Below are 18,531 nucleotides of genomic sequence, written 5' to 3'. Positions count from 1 at the left end.
CAATAACAACCCGTGAGTATATGATTACAAGCTTTTGTAACAAATTTGTTATACTTAAAAAATAGAAAATGAGGAGGAAGCGACATGATACGCTTTGAAGAAGTTTATAAGCGGTACAATGGTACTGCTGTCGTTGAAGACTTTTCACTCGAAATCAAAGAGGGCGAGTTTTTTGTTCTGATTGGCCCCAGCGGAAGTGGAAAGACAACAACTTTAAAAATGATCAATCAGCTGATTCATCTGTCTGACGGAACGATCAGAATAGATGGGAAAAGAATCAGTGATTACGACCTGCAGGAACTGCGCTGGAATATTGGCTATGTACTGCAGCAGATCGCTTTGTTCCCAAATATGACGGTGGAAGAAAACATCACGATCGTCCCAGAAATGAAGAAATGGTCTAAAGAAGATATGAAAAATCGGGTTACGGAGTTACTGGATACCGTCAGTCTGGACCCTGAAAAATATCGGGACCGCCAAGTCTCGGAATTATCTGGTGGTGAACAGCAGCGTATCGGCGTTATTCGTGCATTAGCAGCTGATCCGGATATCATCTTAATGGATGAACCGTTCAGTGCTCTCGATCCGATCAGTCGAAACAATCTGCAAAAAGACGTGGTTGAGCTTCAGCATAAACTGAAAAAAACCGTTGTTTTTGTGACGCACGACATGCAGGAAGCCATCAATTTGGGTGACCGTATCTGTGTGATGAATCACGGGAAAATTGAACAAGTCGGCACCGCTGAAGAGATATTGAAGCATCCGGCAAGTGACTTTGTTAAAGAATTTCTACAAACAGGTCTTCCTCATTACAAAGAAGAAAAAACCGTACAGCACTTTATCGATCATGACTTCTATTCGACAGGTGAGTCTCTCTTCACAGCAACCATCGCGTCTGATGCTCCGGTCAATGACCTTATTCTTTTGCTGTCTGACCACTCGTCCGTGAAGGTTCTCAGTGAAATAGAGGACCAGGAAAAAATCATTACGAGAGATCATCTGGTCCATTATTTAGCCAATGATCTAAAAGCGGATAAGGAGGTTTCAGCCTGATGACTGCATTATTTAACACATTCCAGCAGCGAAGTGGCGATTTAGGAACTGCCCTTGTCGAACACATGCAACTGTCCTTTGTCTCACTCGTAATTGCTGTTCTCATAGCTGTTCCATTAGGGATCTTTTTAATGGACCGTAAACGCATCGCCGAGCCGATCATTCAGGTGACCGCTATTTTCCAGACGATTCCATCACTGGCAATTCTTGGCCTGCTTATTCCACTAGTGGGCATCGGAACGGTCCCGGCAGTGACTGCCTTGATTATATATGCCTTACTGCCTATCTTAAGAAATACTTACACGGGTCTGACTGGCATTGATCCATCACTGAACGAAGCCGCTGACGCAATGGGGATGAGTCGCTGGCGTAAACTTGGAAAAGTACAGCTGCCGATTGCCTTGCCAGTCATTATGGCTGGTATTCGAACCGCTATGGTGCTGATTATCGGAACAGCAACCGTTGCCGCACTAATTGGTGCCGGTGGACTTGGGAACCTGATTTTACTCGGAATCGACCGTGGAGATAATAACTTGATCCTGTTAGGCGCCATCCCGGCTGCTTTACTGGCAATCGTCTTTGACCAGCTCTTACGCTATTTCCAGAAAACGTCTCTGAGAAAAACAGCGATTATTATGGGGACAGGTTTAGCCGTCATTTTGATACTCCTAGCCGCACCGTTCTTCTTTGGTGAAGACGAAGACATTATGATTTCTGGTAAACAAGGTGTCGAACCTGAAGTCCTCATGAACATATACAAGCTGCTGATCGAGGATCAAAGTGACATTACAGCTGGCGTTCAACCGAATTTCGGACAGACCAACTTTGTCTTTAATGCACTGAGATCTGGAGAAATCGATATATACACAGAATTTACGGGTACCGTGCTGACGACTTTCTTCGATGTCGTGCCTGAACCTGGCACAAGCGAAGAAGATGTATACGAAGAAGCCAGAAACAGAATCTATGAAGAATATGATATGACGCTTATGGATCCAATGGCCTTTAATAATACCTACGCATTGGCTACCACGTCAGAATTCGCAGAAGAAAATAATATTGAAACCATATCAGATTTGGCAAACGTAACGGATCAGGTCAGTGCCGGCTTCACTCTTGAATTTGCCGACCGGTCAGATGGCTATCCTGGTATCCAGGAAATGTACGGGATCTCATTTGGAAGTGTCACAACAATGGATGCTCAACTGAGATACACGGCTATCGAACGTGGCGACATCAATTTAATTGATGCTTACAGCACGGATGCAGAAATCGAAGAATATAATCTAGTCGTTCTGGAAGATGACTTAGGCAACTTCCCACCTTATCAGGGCGCACCACTGATGCTGAACGCTTTACTCGAAGAATATCCTGAAATTGAGGAGATCCTTTCAGTACTGGACGGACTCATCGATGATGACCAGATGCGGTCAATGAACTATGAGGTTGCCTTTGACGGCCGAGCGGCTGAAGATGTTGCCCGTGACTTCCTGACCGACCAAGGGTTACTTGAAAACGAATAAAAGTATCGTATAAGCAAACTAAATCATCTATAGAAAAAGCAGGTGAACGCCTGATCATTAACGGAGTCATTTTTGAACGTTATTGATTCAGTCGGCCTCCCTGCTTTTTCTTTATTGTTCGTGTTTATCCTGATATATCTGAAAGAAGCCCCTGATCATTCGTGTTTTACCGTCTTAAAGCTGAACGTTCTCAGCTGGAATCACAGAATCAATCATTAGAATTTGATTAGAATTTATATTGCGGGATTTTCTCCAGTAATCGGCATAAGCTGCTCAATCCTTATATGACCGAGTTTCGGACCCTTTATATTTCTTCCCTGTTTAGGCCCATTCTTATAATCATCTCATAATGAAAAATAATTGAAAATACCATTTGATTCTCACCGTTCCCTTTGATACACTAATCCTTAAAATTATCAGGCCGAAACACCAATCTTAAAGGAGGATTTTGTTTAATGTCACAGTGGGAAACGAAATTTGCTAAAAAAGGGTTAACTTTTGACGATGTACTATTAATGCCGCAGGAGAGTCATGTCCTTCCAAACGATGTGGATTTAAGTGTAGAACTGACAGATAAAGTCAAGTTGACGATACCTGTTTTGAGTGCGAGTATGGATACCGTTACGGATTCACGTATGGCGATTGCCATGGCCAGACAAGGTGGACTGGGCATCATTCATAAAAACATGTCGATTGAAGATCAGGCTATGGAAGTCCGCAAAGTTAAACGGTCAGAAAACGGGGTTATTATCGACCCATTCTACCTGACCCCCGATCATCTGATCTCGGATGCAGAAGAATTGATGTCTCGTTACCGTATCAGTGGCGTTCCGCTGGTCAATAACATGGACGACCGCGTGCTGGTTGGTATTTTAACGAACCGTGACTTACGCTTTTTAACAGATTTCACTAAAGAAATCAGCACAGCCATGACAAAAGACGATCTAGTCACTGCGCCAGTTGGTACTTCTTTAGAAGAAGCTGAAAAAATCCTTCAGAAACATAAAATCGAAAAACTGCCGATTGTTGATGATAATGGTCGTTTAAGCGGGCTTATTACCATTAAAGATATTGAAAAAGTCGTTGAATTTCCAAACGCAGCGAAAGATTCACACGGCCGTTTGCTAGTCGGCGCAGCTATAGGTGTGACCAGCGACTCATTTGAGCGTGCTCAGGCCCTTATTGATGCTGGTGTTGACGTTATTGTTATCGATACAGCGCACGGACACAGTGCAGGCGTTATTCGCAAAGTAAAAGAACTCCGTGATGAGTTTACTGATGTGGCTTTGATTGCCGGAAACGTCGCAACCGCTGAAGGCACACGTGCCCTCTTCGAAACAGGCGTTGATGTCGTGAAAGTCGGGATCGGTCCCGGATCGATTTGTACAACACGTGTCGTTGCCGGTGTTGGCGTCCCTCAAATCACGGCCATTTATGACTCAGCGACTGTCGCAAGAGAATTCGGCAAACCCATCATCGCAGATGGCGGAATCAAATACTCAGGCGATATCGTTAAAGCCCTAGCTGCTGGTGGACACGCCGTTATGCTCGGAAGCCTCCTTGCCGGAACGGACGAATCCCCAGGTGAATTCGAATTGTTCCAGGGTCGTCGTTTCAAAACCTACCGTGGAATGGGCAGCTTAGGCGCCATGAAACAAGGCTCTGGTGACCGTTACTTCCAGGATTCAAAAAACGAAGCAAATAAACTGGTTCCAGAAGGCATCGAAGGCCGCATTGAATACAAAGGAAGCCTGCAGGAAGTCATCTTCCAGATGCTTGGCGGACTGCGTTCAGGTATGGGCTACGCCGGTGCTAAAGACATGCAGGCACTACGCGAAGAGACCCAATTTGTTCAGATGAGCGGAGCCGGATTACGTGAATCCCACCCACATGATGTTCAAATTACTAAAGAAGCACCAAACTATTCTATGCGTTAATTAACCATAAATCTATTGAGAAAAGATGTGAAGTGAGTGACCACAATAATCGATACGACAACACTAGAAAAACTGATCGTTTTAGATTTCGGAAGCCAGTACAACCAGCTGATCACACGCCGCATAAGAGAATTCGGTGTCTACTCTGAACTGCTTCCTCATACAACGACAGCTGAAGAACTAAAAGGCATGAACGTCAAAGGGATCATCTTCTCAGGTGGACCGATGAGTGTGTATGATGATGGAGCCTTCTCGATCGATCCTGAGATTTTCAACTTAGGTATCCCGATTTTAGGTATCTGTTACGGCATGCAGCTGATGACCTTCATGCTTGGCGGTGAAGTCAGCCCCAGTAAAAACCGTGAATACGGTAAAGCTGAAATCAGTGTACAAGACCGCACGGCTGGTCTGTTCACTACCCTTTCAGAAGAAGAAAACGTCTGGATGAGTCATGGTGATTACGTTACTAAAAGTCCAGAAGGCTTCACTGTTACGGCATCAAATGACCACTGCCCAATCAGTGCGATTCAAAACACAGAAAAGAACTTCCATGGCGTACAGTTTCACCCGGAAGTGCGTCACACTGAAAACGGAAATGAAATCCTGCGTAACTTTGCTTTTAACATTTGCGAATGTTCAGGCAACTGGACCATGCAGAATTTCATCGATATGGAAGTAGAGAAAATCAGAGAACTCGTCGGTGACCGTAAAGTCCTGCTTGGTTTATCTGGCGGAGTCGACTCAAGTGTCGTAGGTGTCTTATTAAACAAAGCCATCGGAGACCAACTGACGTGTATCTTCGTAGACCACGGTTTACTGCGTAAAGACGAAGGCGACCAAGTTATGGCCAGCTTAGAAGGCAAATTTGGATTGAACGTGATTCGTGTAGACGCAAAAGACCGCTTCATGAATAAACTTGCAGGTGTATCCGATCCTGAACAGAAACGTAAAATCATTGGTAACGAATTTGTCTACCTCTTCAATGATGAAGCATTGAAGCTAGACGGCATCGACTTTTTAGCGCAAGGTACACTCTATACCGACGTTATCGAAAGTGGCACAGCCACTGCACAAACCATCAAATCACACCATAATGTAGGTGGATTACCTGATGACATGACATTTGAACTGATCGAACCCTTAAATACCTTATTCAAAGATGAAGTCCGTGAACTCGGACTGGAACTGGAGATGCCTGAAGCCTTAATCTGGCGTCAGCCCTTCCCAGGACCTGGTCTAGGCATTCGAGTCATCGGCGATATTACCGAAGAAAAACTGGAAATCGTCAGAGAAAGTGACGCGATTCTGCGTGACGAAATCAAAAAAGCCGGCTTAGACCGCGACATCTGGCAATACTTCACGGTCCTGCCTGGCTTCAAGAGTGTGGGTGTCATGGGTGACGCTAGAACCTATGACTACACTATTGGCATCCGTGCCATAACCTCAATCGACGGCATGACTGCAGACTTCGCCCGCATCCCATGGGACGTCCTGCAGAAAATATCTGTCCGAATCGTAAACGAAGTGAAGCACGTCAACCGTATAGTGTATGATATTACGAGCAAGCCACCTTCTACTGTTGAGTGGGAGTAAAAGTTTACAATAGAAATTAAATATTAATGCTGATTTTTATGGGTTAAAGAATTATGGCAAAGCTATTTTCTAGTTGTATTTTAATAATTTTTGCCAAACTTTCTTCCAGAAAAATAGAATATATAAAAAAGTCACATTAAATGTGGCTTTTTTATATATTCTAATATAACACTCTTAATTATAGTATAATTAGAATATACATACTTAGGAGGGTTAAATAATGACAGTAGATGGTTATTTATCAACTTTATCAAATGAGTTGGTAATCAGGGATAGTAAAAAGGATTCTATTACTCTCTCGATTTTAACATTAAATATCAGATTAAAAAGTTATTTTGGAAGTGAAGTTGTTGACATTATCAAGTTTGGTTCTTACTCAAGAGGAACAATTTTACCTCGAAATTTTGACGAAAAATCGGATGTAGATGTTATGGTTATTTTTAAGAACGAACATAATTTCAAACCGCAAACTTTCTTGGATAAATTGAAAAGATTCGCATCTGCAAAATATAGCACTTCAGAAGTATACCAATCAAGTCCCACTATTGTTTTGGAGTTAAACCATATCAAGTTTGAACTGGTACCAGCAAATAAAGTTTATTCCTGGAGTAATGACACTTACAACATACCTAAAAGTTATTCTACTTGGATGCTCACTCATCCAAAATCATTCGATGATACTCTTGTAGAGTGTAATAAAAACAATAATTACAAGATGAAACCAATTATTCGACTACTGAAATATTGGAATATTAAAAAGAATTATCGAGAATTAGCATCTTTTGGATTAGAAAAGAAAACCGCAGAAGAAATGGGACTTGCATACTTCTTCTGTTCAAGTTATTCAGATTATGTAAAGGAAGGGCTGAAAACAATTAGAACATATAATAGCAGCTATCGTTTTGATTTAGCAATAGATAAAATAAATCAAGCTTTAACATTGGAGAAAGAAGGGAAATTGTATGCTGCTGAAATTAAAATTAAAGAAGTATTTCCAGGTGATTAATTATGAGCAAACGTGATGATGTACAAAAATACTACACTTGGTCTTCTATTATCAAGAAAATAGTTAGTTACTCTTTTATTATTAATGCAATCGGAGCTCTCCTATCAATAATTACTTCGGAAAGATTTCTTTTAATTACTATTGTTGTTCAGCTTATTGCTACTTTTGTTAATATCGTTTTAGGATGGATTGACGACAATATTATTTTTCCAAATGCAGAAAGAACTAGAAGGAAATCCAATATTGATAATTCATTTGATATAAATACCACGATAGACATGACAGACGGTTACTATAATAATAAATTAAGTCCGTCTGTTGAAAAGTTTTTATTAAATAATTTTGAGAGTATTTACTTCACAATAAATATTGCTAAAAAAATGGTGTTAAATGAAGCAATAAAAGTACTAATATCTTTAAGCGTTCTTTTCATTGCTTTCAATGTTTTTGCTGGGACTGAAATGCTACTTTTGATTTTTCAATTAGTTTTTTCGGGGACTTATATCTTGGGATTGGCGAGTCTTCTAATTTTTATCAGTCAAATCAACCGGCTTTATGAAGATTTCTATCATAGTCTAATAACGGAAAACCATTATTCTGACAAAAAAACAATTCGTTTGCTAAGTCTTTCTGCTGAATATGAAATTATCAAAGGGAGTCACAGGATAAAACTTTCTTCAAAAATTTTTAATCAGTTAAACCCTACTCTTTCTAGTCAGTGGGATAGTTTACAAAAAGAAAGCTTATTTTATAAAAGCGGAAGAAAAAATGAAACTCAGTACTAAATTCTTACCGAACTACTACAGGAGTAAAAATTTAATGACAGGAAACTTAGCTATTTGGATTAAATTTCTTGGCTCATCTTAACTTTTCAATTAATTATAAATATCTATCTATTAGCAACTACTTCTATTGAGTTCTTATTAGAAAAATAAATTTTAAAGTTAATAGTTAGCTTATTTCGTTAAATATTAAAGAGGAGTAGTAATATTGTATACTGAAATTATTTCTTACATTCTCGAAAACATTGCCCTCTTCTTAGAATTTAGTTTGTTTGTCATGCTTTTAATCACCATATTTCTATTGATTTTAGGCATTTATGCTTTTATAAAAAAATACGAAAGATATATAGAAAAAATTTATATTTTTCTTTGAAATGTAACTCTTTATTTCTTTAAAATCTTTCACTTATAGTTCCTACCCATTTTATGATGCTGTCCAATGCCGCTATTCTTTCCACTGTATTGATTCTTTTAAGTATTTCACTAATAAAACTGTAGCATCTTACCTTGGTTATCACTTTATTCTATACAAGTTTCAATGACTTTATTTTAGCTGTAAAGTAACTGTCTCTTTTCATCAAATCATTTTCTATGACAGATCTTATCTAATATCGACCGCATAAAGACTAAAACTTTACTTTTCATGCGAAAAATGGTTAAATGGGAATAGAAAGAAGCCCTTGCTGGTAACAAGGACTTCCTGCAAGCCGTTAAAGATGGCAGCTTAGTATAAACAGTTAAAAAATAACCGTTAACCTGCTAAAGTTGGACGGTTATTTTTTTTGTCTTTTTTTGTTACTTGAATGATGCCAAGGATAATCGTCGCGATTAAAGAACCGAAACTGATCATCAATGCCATTGCTTCAGCAACAGACAAAAGGCTTATCCTCTCTGGTAGAAGTCCTTACTTTGACATAAGCACCACCCCCCATTTTTAGATTAGCCACCGACTCAACTTCTTGCAATTATTATTATATTACACAAACCACTTTTAGGCAAACGTAAGTTCTCTTAATAATCAAATAATTATACAAAATAAATCAGTTAAGCAGTCTAAGTTTAAAAAATGAACTATTGGTCAATAAAAGGAGCAGTATTGTAAATCTCAAAATAAAAACATAGACTACACTATCTCCTATCATGTTAAAATTTTCAGTTTCAGTATACAGAAGTGTCCTTAGTGTCTAAAGGACTCTTTTCTTGTCAATTCAGTTTTCCCCACCGGGATAGTGTGTTATCTTTATAGAGTGTACTAAGCCACTAAAACTTACTTTTGAAGACCATATAGTCATGCTTGACCCCTATAAAATGATTAGTCCAACTTTGACATTACATAAACAGATTTAACTTACTCATTCATTTCTATTTCAACTAAGGAGGATAACATGAAACAGAATAAACTGTCACTTGATCTAATTAGTCCTGTCAGTCGAAAAGAAAGAAAACAATACCCTTATAAACGCATTGATATGCATTCCATCCAAGCTACAAAACCAATTATTGGAGAAAAATGCACATACCGAGTCATCGGGAATCGCGGAGATAAAGTCGCTGATTTCTTTACGACCTACGCTGTATTCAATAGCGCATTTGAAGAAGTGAAGGACAGCCAAACGATTTCTGAACTGCATGAGTTAACCTTGTATCTCTCTTTAGACTTTTATATAGAAGGACTTCGCAATGCGTTCACGGCTTATGAAGATGATGATGGAGTAATGAACAGCACAACTGAAGTGGTCACACAACCGATTTCTGAACAAAATCTTACTCATTTAGCTAGCTTGTGGGATGCCTATAAAGCGATAAAAACTTATTCTGAAATACCCATTGATGAGGCTAGAATGGTCCGCCAAACATTCATGACTTTTTGGGAAGGCTACAAAGAGCGTTATCAGGAAATTCAACGGTTACCTAGAACGCCGATTAATGAAGAGGGGAATAAAGTTAGAGTTGAAAAAATGTATCTTGAATCCCTAGTGTATAAGCTTACTGAATGGGTCAGTGACGATATAGATAAAACGACCCCCATACCAGATCTGATTCGTTTAAATAGCGATATGCTGCACGAAAGTGAAGTGGATTATACAAACGACAGTTTAACTAAACTTGAAAAAGGGAATGTCTTCCTCATTGAGTACTTACGCCAGTTTATGTTCTACTTCTACCTCCCTTTAGCCATTATTGTCTTTATTCTGACCTTTAATATAATGGTCTTTGCTTTTCCAGTAATCTATTTCTTTGGATTGAAACAGTCCCTCGCCATGCTGGTGCCTGGTTATAGAGCAAAATTAAAGAAAGGCTTCATTGATAGTCACAGGCACAATAAAGCACTTTTAGAAATGTCTGCTAAAGAGACTGCACACAGAACCCTGGAGAAAAAAGGCACAGAACCTTTTGACTGCCAGTTAACGTACAGAAACTTTGGAACAGGGTCACTATATACGGCGCTTGTCTTTTTCGGAGCAGGTATTTGGTTGTTTTTCACTAGACAGCTGATATTACTGTTACTCATTTCGTTTATTTTCGGCTTTATTCTATTACTGCTCTCCTTTGTACTACCGCGTTTAGAGATTTCTAAAATGACGGTGGCCTTTAAAAAAGGGGAAATAACCATAACCAGATTATCGACCGTCTACTCTGAACAAATCGGCAAACTCAGTATCGACCGGAAAAAGAACCGCTTCAAAATCAGAATGGGAACAGAACAGGGTATGGAGCGATCTTTTGCCTTCAAAGACAAAGATCATCTTGAACAGTATCTTGGGAAAATCAAACGCTGGGCTGATGCAGAAAACGTCAACCTGGAGTTGCTTTAAGAGTAGCCTTTCTATAATTTTTAAATCCCATTTGAATTAAGTGCACCATTTGATATTAAAAAAAACATCTAGTCAGCAGTTCAATTGCCTGACTAGATGTTTTTTAACACGCATATGTCCACTCACTAGCTATACTGTTACTCAAAAATGAGCATCATATTCTCCAAGCTGTACAAACTCATATCCTTCTTCTCTTAACATCTGGACGCCTTCTTTTACTCCATTACTGATGTCTGAATGTGGCTTGTTCATATGAAATAAAAAGATGGAACCTTCTTGAGCTGATCCAAAAGCTTGGACGATTTGACTTTCATTAAAAGTCCCACCTGCATCACCTAAGACATTATAGTTCACAGCAGTTAATCCTAGTTCCTCAATAATGTCTACTGCAACATCGTCATAATAAGCCGTTCCGGATCTGAAGTATTGAGGGGTCTCATTTGTTATTTCTTTAATAAGCTCTTGATTTTTATAGATTTCATCAAATACGTCTTCCACATTTTCCGTTCCCATGATTCCATATGCGGATTCTCCCGATACTGATAGGGGCTTATGATAGTAACCATGATTGGCTATTTCAAAAAGTGGATTATCAGCTAACTCAGTAAAAACCTCCCTATTTTCTTCGATCCATTGGGCGTTGATGAATAAGGTTGCCGGTATTTGCTCTTCAATCAGGAAATCGATCAGCTCTTCATCATAAGAGTCCGGCGTGCCGTCACATGCATCAAAAGTTAAGGCCACGACTTTATCATCAGTGTTAAGTTCAGTGACGACTCCGTCTATATTTTCTCCCCAGACTGTTGGAGATGCCATTTCAAATTGTTCAACAACCTTCTGTTTTAATTGCTCATAATCAGGAGCTGATTCTCCAGCTGCCTCATCCTCTTCTGATTCATCAGCGTCATCATTAATCTGCCCTTCATTCGCAATTTCTTCATTATCTGTTAATTCTTCAGGCTCATCATATGTAGTATTGGCAGCTTCGTTCGCGCAGCCTGTCATGACTAAAACCATCATAGCTAGTAGCATTGTTTTCACCGAATGACCTCCTGATTATTTTCTGATGTCGTGTAAACGTCTAACGAGTCTTATAAGATTAGTGTACCTTTACTAAGTGTTCCGGGCATTTTTTTTCTGGTTTAAGTGCATTTTATTAATCAAAAGAGGTAGAATTAATTAATAAGACTACTTTAGGAGGATCCTCTGTGAATTATTCCATCAAACCCGTTGAGAACAAAGAGGCAGCTTTCCTATGGGAAATGCTGTATCAGTCTTTATACGTGCCCATAGGAGAGCAGGCTTTTAGTCAGGGTATACTCAAAGAACCAGCCATCGAGAAATACTTAAAGAATTGGGGGAATCCTGATGATCATGCTTTGATCGCTAAAGATGAACAGAATAACCCACTAGGAGCTGTTTGGATAAGGGTCTTTAATTCAACTAATCCCGGATATGGATACATTGATGACGAAACACCTGAACTAGGCATGGCCATCGCTACCGACTATAGAGGTCAGGGAATCGGGAAACATCTGCTCTCTGAAATGGTAACTTTAGCCCACACCAAAGGCTACCCAGCACTATCATTAAGTGTTAATCCACATAATAAACTGGCATTACAGCTATATGAAAAAGCCGGATTCGAAAAAGTCTACGAAGATGACGGTGGGTCCTGGACTATGAAGCGAGACTTGTAGTATCCACTACTTTTTTTCAGAACAGGTCGACTTCGCCATCTTCACTATCGATACGCTCTTGAAAGTCGTCGATGCGTTCAGCTTGCTGCTCCTGAGTCCAGCCATCAAATGTCACATCCCATATGATATCCCCTACGACTTTGGCATTTTCTTCATAACCTGTAACGGCATAACGAAATAGCTCGTCGAATGGAACAAATGAAATGGCGTATAATGCGTCATCTTCAGCCTTTTTTAGGGATAATCCAAAGTACATTTTCCCCTCATCTAATTCTTCGTGTTGTTCAACTTGCACAATATACTCAGACTCCATCCCCTCAGGAACTTTTCCAATTGTGTCTTGAAGTACTTCTAAATGACCGAGAACTTCATCAATCGATTGGGTTGTCATAAATTCACGTTGAATATAGTCCGCAATCGATAGCTTCAAAGAGGATCTCAATGTATCTGACAAACTTGTTCCTAGACTTTTCATGCGCCTCATCCTTCACTATTCATTTTTCATTAGTATACCATTAAGCATCTTTTTCTCTAGTAGCTAATACTGCCTTCACAAAAGTTTCTTTCATATCAGTATACGCCTCTATCCCCTCGTTCTGTTTAGAGGCAAAGCCAACTTTTAATTGTTCGTATTCTTTTCTAGCTGCTTCGTTCTCATTTAGATAATCTCTATAATAAATCAGGTTATTCCAGAGCTCTCCTTGATAGGGAGTTAAATGAATATACTGGGTTTTAACTTCAAAGGTCTTATCTGTAAATTTAGCAAAGACCACTTCATTTTCTTTTTCTACTTTAAGGCGGTAGAACCCACAGCTTCTCAATTCTTTTTCCAGCGGAGTAAGATCCCTGTCCATAGACTGAACGCCAACCAGCATATCCAGTATCGGTTTAGCTTGAATATCTTTAATCGCTGTACTTCCGATATGCTCGATTTGGTGTTCTTTAAACTCAGTGTTTTCCACTAAATCTTTTTTCGTTTCCTGGAACAGCTTACCCCACGTTGCATCATGGGATACTAATCTAACTTCATTTCGTTTCAAACCAAGTCCCATATTTAAACACTCTCCTTATCTGGATATCTTAAGTATAGCCTGCTGATGTTTGAAATCTATGTGTAAAATAAATGTCGGTAGGGGAAACAGTCTATCTAGACAAAAAGAAAGAAGACCCTTAATCTAGAGATAACGACAACGCTAGAGAAAGAGGTCTTCTTATGCATGAAATTATAACAGATATCGCTAAACTATTAAAGGATTCAACCACACTTTTAGAAACAGAAATAGCTTTAGAAACATTCTTCCAGAACGTAATACAAGAGTTGCTTCAGTCTGCGTTTAAACAGGTTGACTTAGAACTGGTTCACGAGTATAAACAACAGGGGTTTGAAATAGATAGTGTTCCCTGTCGAACCCTTCAATTATCCTTCGGAATTGTTGAAATCATACGACATCGCATGAAAAAAGCAGGCGAGAAAAGTGTGATCCCTTTTGATAAAGCCATAGGCTTGAAACCAAGGATTCGACAGTCTCCACTGGTGGAAATGAAAGTAGCTCAACTGGCTTCTGACGGTGCCTATAGAAAAGCAGCGGATGCCATTAATCTCTTAACAAACTTTTCGTTAAGTCATACCAGTATTCATACGATCACCCAAAAAATCGGAGGCGCTATTCAAGAGTGGACAGAGGAAATCCCTCTTCAAGACGAAACGCCCCAAAAGGATAAGAAAAAGGTTCCTGTTTTGTTTATTGAAGGTGACGGTTTAATGCTTACAAAAGGCAGGGAAAAGAAGCGTCCCGAAATTCATCGTGTTCAGTTCCATGAAGGGGTCGAATATAAAGGCAAACAAAAGCGACCTGTCCTCAAAAATTCCCAACTGTTTGAAAGCACTGTCTCAAGTGAAGAGGCATTCAAGCGAACTAGCCTATGGCTAGAAAAGACCTATGATATTCGGGAAACTATTGTCATTTCAAATAGTGACGGAGGCAGTGGTTATGGGAAGGATAGATTTCACCAAATAATTGGACAATGCCAACGACATGAACACTTTAGAGATACGTATCATGTCAATGAGAAGATCAAACAGCGTATGCATTTTGATAAAGAGATGGAAAAGAAAACGAGGGCAGCTGTGCGAGCTTATGATCATGATTTAGTCGACGTTTGTCTAACCACAGCTGAAAGTCGCATCAATTTTAATGATGAAAAAGCATCAGAGTATCTGGAAGGACTCAATAAATTAAAAGCTTACCTACATAGGAATTGGGACAGCCTAAAACCAATGACTCTGAGGGATTTACCTGTAAGTAAAGGACTGGGCATTTGTGAAAGTAACCATCGACCTTACAGTTATCGCATGAAGCGACAAGGACGAGGGTTTTCCGCTAAAGGCGCGGGCAATGTGGCTGCGATAATCTCTGCCCGAAAAAATGGGACGTATCTTAAAGCATTAACAGACAGAATCCCTGACTTTTTAGCAGAACTCCAGCCGGAGTTTAAAGGCGCTGTAAGAGCGGTATTAAAGAAAGGAAGACATACCCCTTCTATCGGTGTTAAAATGGGCAAAATAGCCAATTACAGCTCTTCTTCAAGTCCGATGGGGCAGTTAGTAAAATTGTTTAAATAGAAAGGTCTCCACCCTTCCTTTTAAAAGCTCGAAGAGCAAAAAGCTAGTAAAAAATAAAAACTAAAATCAGCGTTTTTAAATTTCTAGAATATATTTCCGACAATAACTTTACACATACGTTTGAAATGGCAGTCTGATAATCGTCTTTTTTGTATGATATAATAGTAATAAGAAATGGGTACACTTTTTAGAAAACACATTATGCGGCTCGTCTTCTATTCTTAGGAAGGCGAGCCGTTTTTCTTGTCCGTAGCCCCTGATGATTCTTCCTCTATATGTTACACTTATTTATAACGAGTAGGTTCAGAAATGGCGATTACATTGAAACGCAATACTGAAGTGGCTGGAGCCTTGCTTAAATTTAAAATTTGGGTAAACGATGAACAAGTCACGAAGATCGTACAAGGGGAAGAAAAAGAAATCACTTTGCCAAAGGAACAATCAGAACTTCAGATAAAGCAGCTTAACGGTAAAAGCAACACTCTTATAGTAAATGATGGTGATTATATCGAAATTACCAATGGTCCAGCCATGCTTTGGCTACTAGGTTTGGCACTAGCGTTTGTCCCATTGGCTACTCTCTATGATGGCACTGCCAGAATTTTCAGTCTCTCTCTGGCAATCATCCTTTTCTTTATTTTACTTAGGTCAGTTGATTCATACAAATTAAAAAAGGTAAATGAAAAATCAGCACCTTAATTATGAAAAAAGCAAACATGCTCTTTTAAGAGATGTTTGCTTTTTTTACTCTATCAATTCATGGTCCCCTGTTTCATAATCCAGTTCAATCCCGTCCTGCTGATTCGGAACGAAGACATTAAAGGTCAGTGTTTCGCCGTCATCATCGACAGAGAAGCCTTCCATCAAAATGCCGTGTGATAAAAGATTGTCCTCCTCAAACAGCGGTGTGATGCGGTAACGGACTTGCATCTCTCTGTCTTCAACGACATTAGCAACGAAGTTTTCAAATGGCAGCATGCCTTCGACATTAAACTGACGTGTGCCAGTCATCAGATTGTCACGGCCGTCGTAGCCCGTCATCTGATGTCCAATAAGGTGGCTGCGGTTGTAGAGCCAGTTTCCTGAGACAATTTCATAATTTCCTTGAATCCATCCGGTCGGTTCGATATGCCCGATTGATCCTCTCTGTTCGGCTGGCATTAAGTCGATATCCAGCAAGGCGTCTGCAACTCCTACACGTCCCAAATCATCCAGAGGCGCATATGTATGGAACGGTTCACTGACCTCTAACTCTTCATTGGTAAAGAATGGGATATTGTCATTCACCTCAATATAAACGGTATCCAGCGGCAAATCGTCTGGTCCTGGTATGTTGTCTGTATTTACAGAGGCGTCTCCCAGTAATTCACATCCAGTCAGCAGAAAAATGAACGCCATCATGCCCGTTACTAATTGTTTATGTATCATGTAAACACCACTCCTATGTCATTACTTTACTTATTTCCTGTGTTTAAGATAAGTACACACTTTCTATCATAACAGGTTTTTCCAACAAAGCAAACACCCGTTCAAACTTCAAATCACATTAAAAAGCAGCAAAGCGCATGTCAAGGACGCTTCACTGCTTGAATTAGGGGGGATAAATTTAGAGTACTTTGATGCGTTTGTCTTGAACTAGTTTCAATCGGTCGGGGAAATCGGTTATGACAGCGTGAATGCCATCAATGGCTACTTTTTCCAGATCGGCCAGTTCATTGACTGTCCAGGTGTTGACACCCAATTCAAAGTGATGGGCATGCTCGATAAGTGTTTCATCCAAGCTCAGTGCGTGTGGATGAATGTAGTCCATTCCCAGTTCTTTCGTTAACTTAAGAATGTGGTCATTGCATCCCGGAACAAGCAACCCCGTCTGAATGGCTGGTCGCAGTTTTTTCACACGAGCCATGTTTAGTCGGTGAAAAGAAGAGATAATGATTCTGTCCTCTACTCCATAATGAGAAACAAGATCCAGCACTTTACGCTCAAGTCTGATATCTTCGCCAGTTGGGGTTTTCAGTTCAATATTAGTCAAAAAGTCTTTATCGTGTACCCAGCTTAAATACTCTTCCAGTGTAGGAATTTTCTGCCTGGGCAACCCATCCTGCATCAACCCATCTATCGAAACCCACTTAATGTCTCTCAGCGTCAAATCTGATAGGGTACCTGATCCATTTGTCATCCGGTCAATCATCTTGTCATGGAAAATAACGACTTCGCCATCTCTTGTGAGTTGTACATCAAGCTCCAGACCGTCTGCACCTGCCTGATAAGCCTGTTCAAATGCAATCATCGTATTCTCCGGGTACTGACTGCTGAATCCTCTATGCGCGAGATTTAAAGTTTTCAAGATATGAGACTCTCCTCTCTCCTTTGGCTGAAGGCTTTAAAAGGTGAACGCAAAAGTGAACGCTCCGTCTGTCGATCAAATACATGCCATTTATTCCCGTCAACTTTCAACTGGACAGTGTCCCCAATCATAACGGTGCTTTCGGATGGAATACGTGCAATCAACGGGATCTCTCTCTCAGCTATCGAAACGGAAATATAGGTATCTCTTCCCATATTCTCCACATTTTCGACAACAACACTGATTGTATCTGCATCAGCTTCATCTACCAGCTGAAAGGCTTCCGGTCGAATGCCTGCGTACACGGTTTGAGCCTGCTCACTGAGCTGTAGTCCTAATCGACTCGTTACGCCATTACCCAGCCGTGTTGACTTATTATTCAATTTAATGGTGTTCCCTCTTAGTTCCGTTTCAAATACATTCATCTGCGGACTGCCAATAAACTCAGCTACAAACTTGGTTTCCGGGTATTCATACACATTGAAGGGCGTATCAATTTGTTCTAAATAACCGTCATTCAAAACAGCGATCCGGTCTCCCATGGTCATAGCTTCTGTCTGATCGTGTGTCACGTAAACAAAGGTAGTTTCCAGTTTCCGATGCAGCTTGACGATTTCGGCCCGCATAGCGACTCTCAGCTTTGCATCCAGATTGGACAAGGGTTCATCCAGTAGAAAGACTTTGGGGTTACGGACCATGGCTCTTCCTAGAGCAACACGCTGGCGCTGCCCACCGGAAAGAGAGGCTGGTTTTCTATCCAGAAAATCTGATAACCCTAAAATTCCCGCTGCTTCCCGAACCCGTTCGTCACGTTCACTTTTTTTTATTTTCTTCATTTTTAGAGAGAAACCGATATTGTCATATATTGTCATGTTTGGATACAAGGCATAGTTCTGAAAGACCATTGCGATATCCCGGTCTTTAGGTGCCAGATGATTGACAATATCTCGTCCGATATACAAGCCTCCATCAGAAATCCGTTCAAGGCCAGCTATCATTCTGAGTGTCGTTGACTTACCGCAGCCGGAAGGACCGACGAATACGATGAATTCTTTATCTTTGATATCCAAATCCAATGGTTTGACTGCGACAGTGTCTTCATCATATCGTTTAGTGACTTGCCTCAGTTTCACTTCTGCCATTTTAATTGC

17 protein-coding genes are annotated in these 18,531 nt (G+C 40.1%); 10 read left to right on the top strand and 7 right to left on the bottom strand.

The annotated features are described in order from the left end of the window. Positions 1 to 84: 84 nt before the first annotated feature. The 6 genes from CLV38_RS04310 (at position 85) to CLV38_RS04285 (ending at position 7,897) form a co-directional block, all read left to right on the top strand. Complete coding sequence (locus CLV38_RS04310) at positions 85 to 1,053, top strand: ABC transporter ATP-binding protein (protein WP_106192005.1); 969 nt, start codon at positions 85 to 87, stop codon at positions 1,051 to 1,053. Further along, positions 1,053 to 2,576: an ABC transporter permease/substrate-binding protein gene (locus tag CLV38_RS04305; RefSeq protein ID WP_106192003.1), complete on the top strand. Its 1,524-nt coding sequence runs from the start codon at positions 1,053 to 1,055 to the stop codon at positions 2,574 to 2,576. The genes CLV38_RS04310 and CLV38_RS04305 overlap by 1 nt, the downstream gene beginning before the upstream one ends. Positions 2,577 to 3,031: 455 nt before the next feature. Next, on the top strand, positions 3,032 to 4,513 hold the full coding sequence (gene guaB, locus CLV38_RS04300) for an IMP dehydrogenase (protein WP_106192000.1): 1,482 nt from the start codon (positions 3,032 to 3,034) through the stop codon (positions 4,511 to 4,513). A 36-nt stretch (positions 4,514 to 4,549) separates the two neighbouring features. Then, positions 4,550 to 6,106 carry a glutamine-hydrolyzing GMP synthase gene (guaA, locus tag CLV38_RS04295; protein WP_106191998.1) on the top strand — a complete coding sequence of 519 codons (1,557 nt, stop codon included), beginning with the start codon at positions 4,550 to 4,552 and terminating at the stop codon, positions 6,104 to 6,106. A 220-nt stretch (positions 6,107 to 6,326) separates the two neighbouring features. Further along, positions 6,327 to 7,112: an SMODS domain-containing nucleotidyltransferase gene (locus tag CLV38_RS04290; protein WP_106191996.1), complete on the top strand. Its 786-nt coding sequence runs from the start codon at positions 6,327 to 6,329 to the stop codon at positions 7,110 to 7,112. A 2-nt stretch (positions 7,113 to 7,114) separates the two neighbouring features. Then, the gene (locus CLV38_RS04285; RefSeq protein WP_106191993.1) at positions 7,115 to 7,897 is read left to right on the top strand and encodes a hypothetical protein; all 783 of its coding nucleotides are present in this window, start codon (positions 7,115 to 7,117) and stop codon (positions 7,895 to 7,897) included. Positions 7,898 to 8,645: 748 nt separating this feature from the next. Here CLV38_RS04285 and CLV38_RS13855 read toward each other — a convergent pair. Then, complete coding sequence (locus CLV38_RS13855) at positions 8,646 to 8,780, bottom strand: putative holin-like toxin (protein ID WP_211295418.1); 135 nt, start codon at positions 8,778 to 8,780, stop codon at positions 8,646 to 8,648. Positions 8,781 to 9,279: 499 nt separating this feature from the next. Between CLV38_RS13855 and CLV38_RS04275 the strand changes: the two genes are divergently transcribed. Further along, on the top strand, positions 9,280 to 10,710 hold the full coding sequence (locus tag CLV38_RS04275) for a hypothetical protein (protein ID WP_106191991.1): 1,431 nt from the start codon (positions 9,280 to 9,282) through the stop codon (positions 10,708 to 10,710). A 141-nt stretch (positions 10,711 to 10,851) separates the two neighbouring features. Here CLV38_RS04275 and CLV38_RS04270 read toward each other — a convergent pair whose 3' ends face one another. Next, positions 10,852 to 11,742: a polysaccharide deacetylase family protein gene (locus tag CLV38_RS04270; RefSeq protein WP_245920537.1), complete on the bottom strand. Its 891-nt coding sequence runs from the start codon at positions 11,740 to 11,742 to the stop codon at positions 10,852 to 10,854. A 176-nt stretch (positions 11,743 to 11,918) separates the two neighbouring features. Here CLV38_RS04270 and CLV38_RS04265 point away from each other — a divergent pair, with 176 nt between their 5' ends. Beyond that, complete coding sequence (locus CLV38_RS04265) at positions 11,919 to 12,410, top strand: GNAT family N-acetyltransferase (protein WP_106191987.1); 492 nt, start codon at positions 11,919 to 11,921, stop codon at positions 12,408 to 12,410. A gap of 16 nt (positions 12,411 to 12,426) precedes the next feature. Here CLV38_RS04265 and CLV38_RS04260 read toward each other — a convergent pair whose 3' ends face one another. Both CLV38_RS04260 and CLV38_RS04255 read right to left on the bottom strand, forming a co-directional pair. Beyond that, a complete protein-coding gene (locus CLV38_RS04260; RefSeq protein WP_106191985.1) occupies positions 12,427 to 12,885 on the bottom strand; it encodes a DUF6557 family protein in 459 nt (152 codons plus the stop codon). A 40-nt stretch (positions 12,886 to 12,925) separates the two neighbouring features. Beyond that, complete coding sequence (locus tag CLV38_RS04255) at positions 12,926 to 13,462, bottom strand: GrpB family protein (protein WP_106191982.1); 537 nt, start codon at positions 13,460 to 13,462, stop codon at positions 12,926 to 12,928. 161 nt (positions 13,463 to 13,623) lie between these two features. On the opposite strand from CLV38_RS04255, the gene CLV38_RS04250 reads away from it, so the two are divergent. Together CLV38_RS04250 and CLV38_RS04245 are read left to right on the top strand one after the other, a co-directional pair. Beyond that, entirely contained in the window at positions 13,624 to 15,033 is a 1,410-nt protein-coding gene (locus tag CLV38_RS04250) for an ISLre2 family transposase (RefSeq protein ID WP_106191980.1), read from the top strand. A gap of 309 nt (positions 15,034 to 15,342) precedes the next feature. Next, positions 15,343 to 15,732, top strand: a complete 390-nt coding sequence (locus CLV38_RS04245; protein WP_106191977.1) for a hypothetical protein — start codon at positions 15,343 to 15,345, stop codon at positions 15,730 to 15,732. A gap of 45 nt (positions 15,733 to 15,777) precedes the next feature. Here CLV38_RS04245 and CLV38_RS04240 read toward each other — a convergent pair whose 3' ends face one another. The 3 genes from CLV38_RS04240 to CLV38_RS04230 form a co-directional block, all read right to left on the bottom strand. Then, positions 15,778 to 16,461: a DNA/RNA non-specific endonuclease gene (locus CLV38_RS04240; protein WP_106191975.1), complete on the bottom strand. Its 684-nt coding sequence runs from the start codon at positions 16,459 to 16,461 to the stop codon at positions 15,778 to 15,780. 178 nt (positions 16,462 to 16,639) lie between these two features. Continuing rightward, the gene (locus CLV38_RS04235) at positions 16,640 to 17,380 is read right to left on the bottom strand and encodes a glycerophosphodiester phosphodiesterase (RefSeq protein WP_106191972.1); all 741 of its coding nucleotides are present in this window, start codon (positions 17,378 to 17,380) and stop codon (positions 16,640 to 16,642) included. After that, complete coding sequence (locus CLV38_RS04230) at positions 17,377 to 18,522, bottom strand: ABC transporter ATP-binding protein (protein WP_106191970.1); 1,146 nt, start codon at positions 18,520 to 18,522, stop codon at positions 17,377 to 17,379. The genes CLV38_RS04235 and CLV38_RS04230 overlap by 4 nt, the downstream gene beginning before the upstream one ends. Positions 18,523 to 18,531: the final 9 nt, after the last annotated feature.

Origin of the sequence: Alkalibacterium olivapovliticus, assembly GCF_003003275.1 — a bacterium.
In the GTDB taxonomy this organism is placed as follows: domain Bacteria; phylum Bacillota; class Bacilli; order Lactobacillales; family Carnobacteriaceae_A; genus Alkalibacterium; species Alkalibacterium olivapovliticum.
This window is presented reverse-complemented; position numbering and strand designations above follow the sequence as displayed.

Bases quoted from the DNA above. Each gene is read 5' to 3' on its own strand.
- CLV38_RS04310 (WP_106192005.1), top strand. From the start codon at position 85: ATGATACGCTTTGAAGAAGTTTATAAGCGGTACAATGGTACTGCTGTC.
- CLV38_RS04305 (WP_106192003.1), top strand. From the start codon at position 1,053: ATGACTGCATTATTTAACACATTCCAGCAGCGAAGTGGCGATTTAGGA.
- guaB (WP_106192000.1), top strand. From the start codon at position 3,032: ATGTCACAGTGGGAAACGAAATTTGCTAAAAAAGGGTTAACTTTTGAC.
- CLV38_RS04290 (WP_106191996.1), top strand. From the start codon at position 6,327: ATGACAGTAGATGGTTATTTATCAACTTTATCAAATGAGTTGGTAATC.
- CLV38_RS04285 (WP_106191993.1), top strand. From the start codon at position 7,115: ATGAGCAAACGTGATGATGTACAAAAATACTACACTTGGTCTTCTATT.
- CLV38_RS04275 (WP_106191991.1), top strand. From the start codon at position 9,280: ATGAAACAGAATAAACTGTCACTTGATCTAATTAGTCCTGTCAGTCGA.
- CLV38_RS04270 (WP_245920537.1), bottom strand. From the start codon at position 11,742: ATGCTACTAGCTATGATGGTTTTAGTCATGACAGGCTGCGCGAACGAA.
- CLV38_RS04260 (WP_106191985.1), bottom strand. From the start codon at position 12,885: ATGAAAAGTCTAGGAACAAGTTTGTCAGATACATTGAGATCCTCTTTG.
- CLV38_RS04255 (WP_106191982.1), bottom strand. From the start codon at position 13,462: ATGGGACTTGGTTTGAAACGAAATGAAGTTAGATTAGTATCCCATGAT.
- CLV38_RS04250 (WP_106191980.1), top strand. From the start codon at position 13,624: ATGCATGAAATTATAACAGATATCGCTAAACTATTAAAGGATTCAACC.
- CLV38_RS04245 (WP_106191977.1), top strand. From the start codon at position 15,343: ATGGCGATTACATTGAAACGCAATACTGAAGTGGCTGGAGCCTTGCTT.
- CLV38_RS04240 (WP_106191975.1), bottom strand. From the start codon at position 16,461: ATGATACATAAACAATTAGTAACGGGCATGATGGCGTTCATTTTTCTG.
- CLV38_RS04230 (WP_106191970.1), bottom strand. From the start codon at position 18,522: ATGGCAGAAGTGAAACTGAGGCAAGTCACTAAACGATATGATGAAGAC.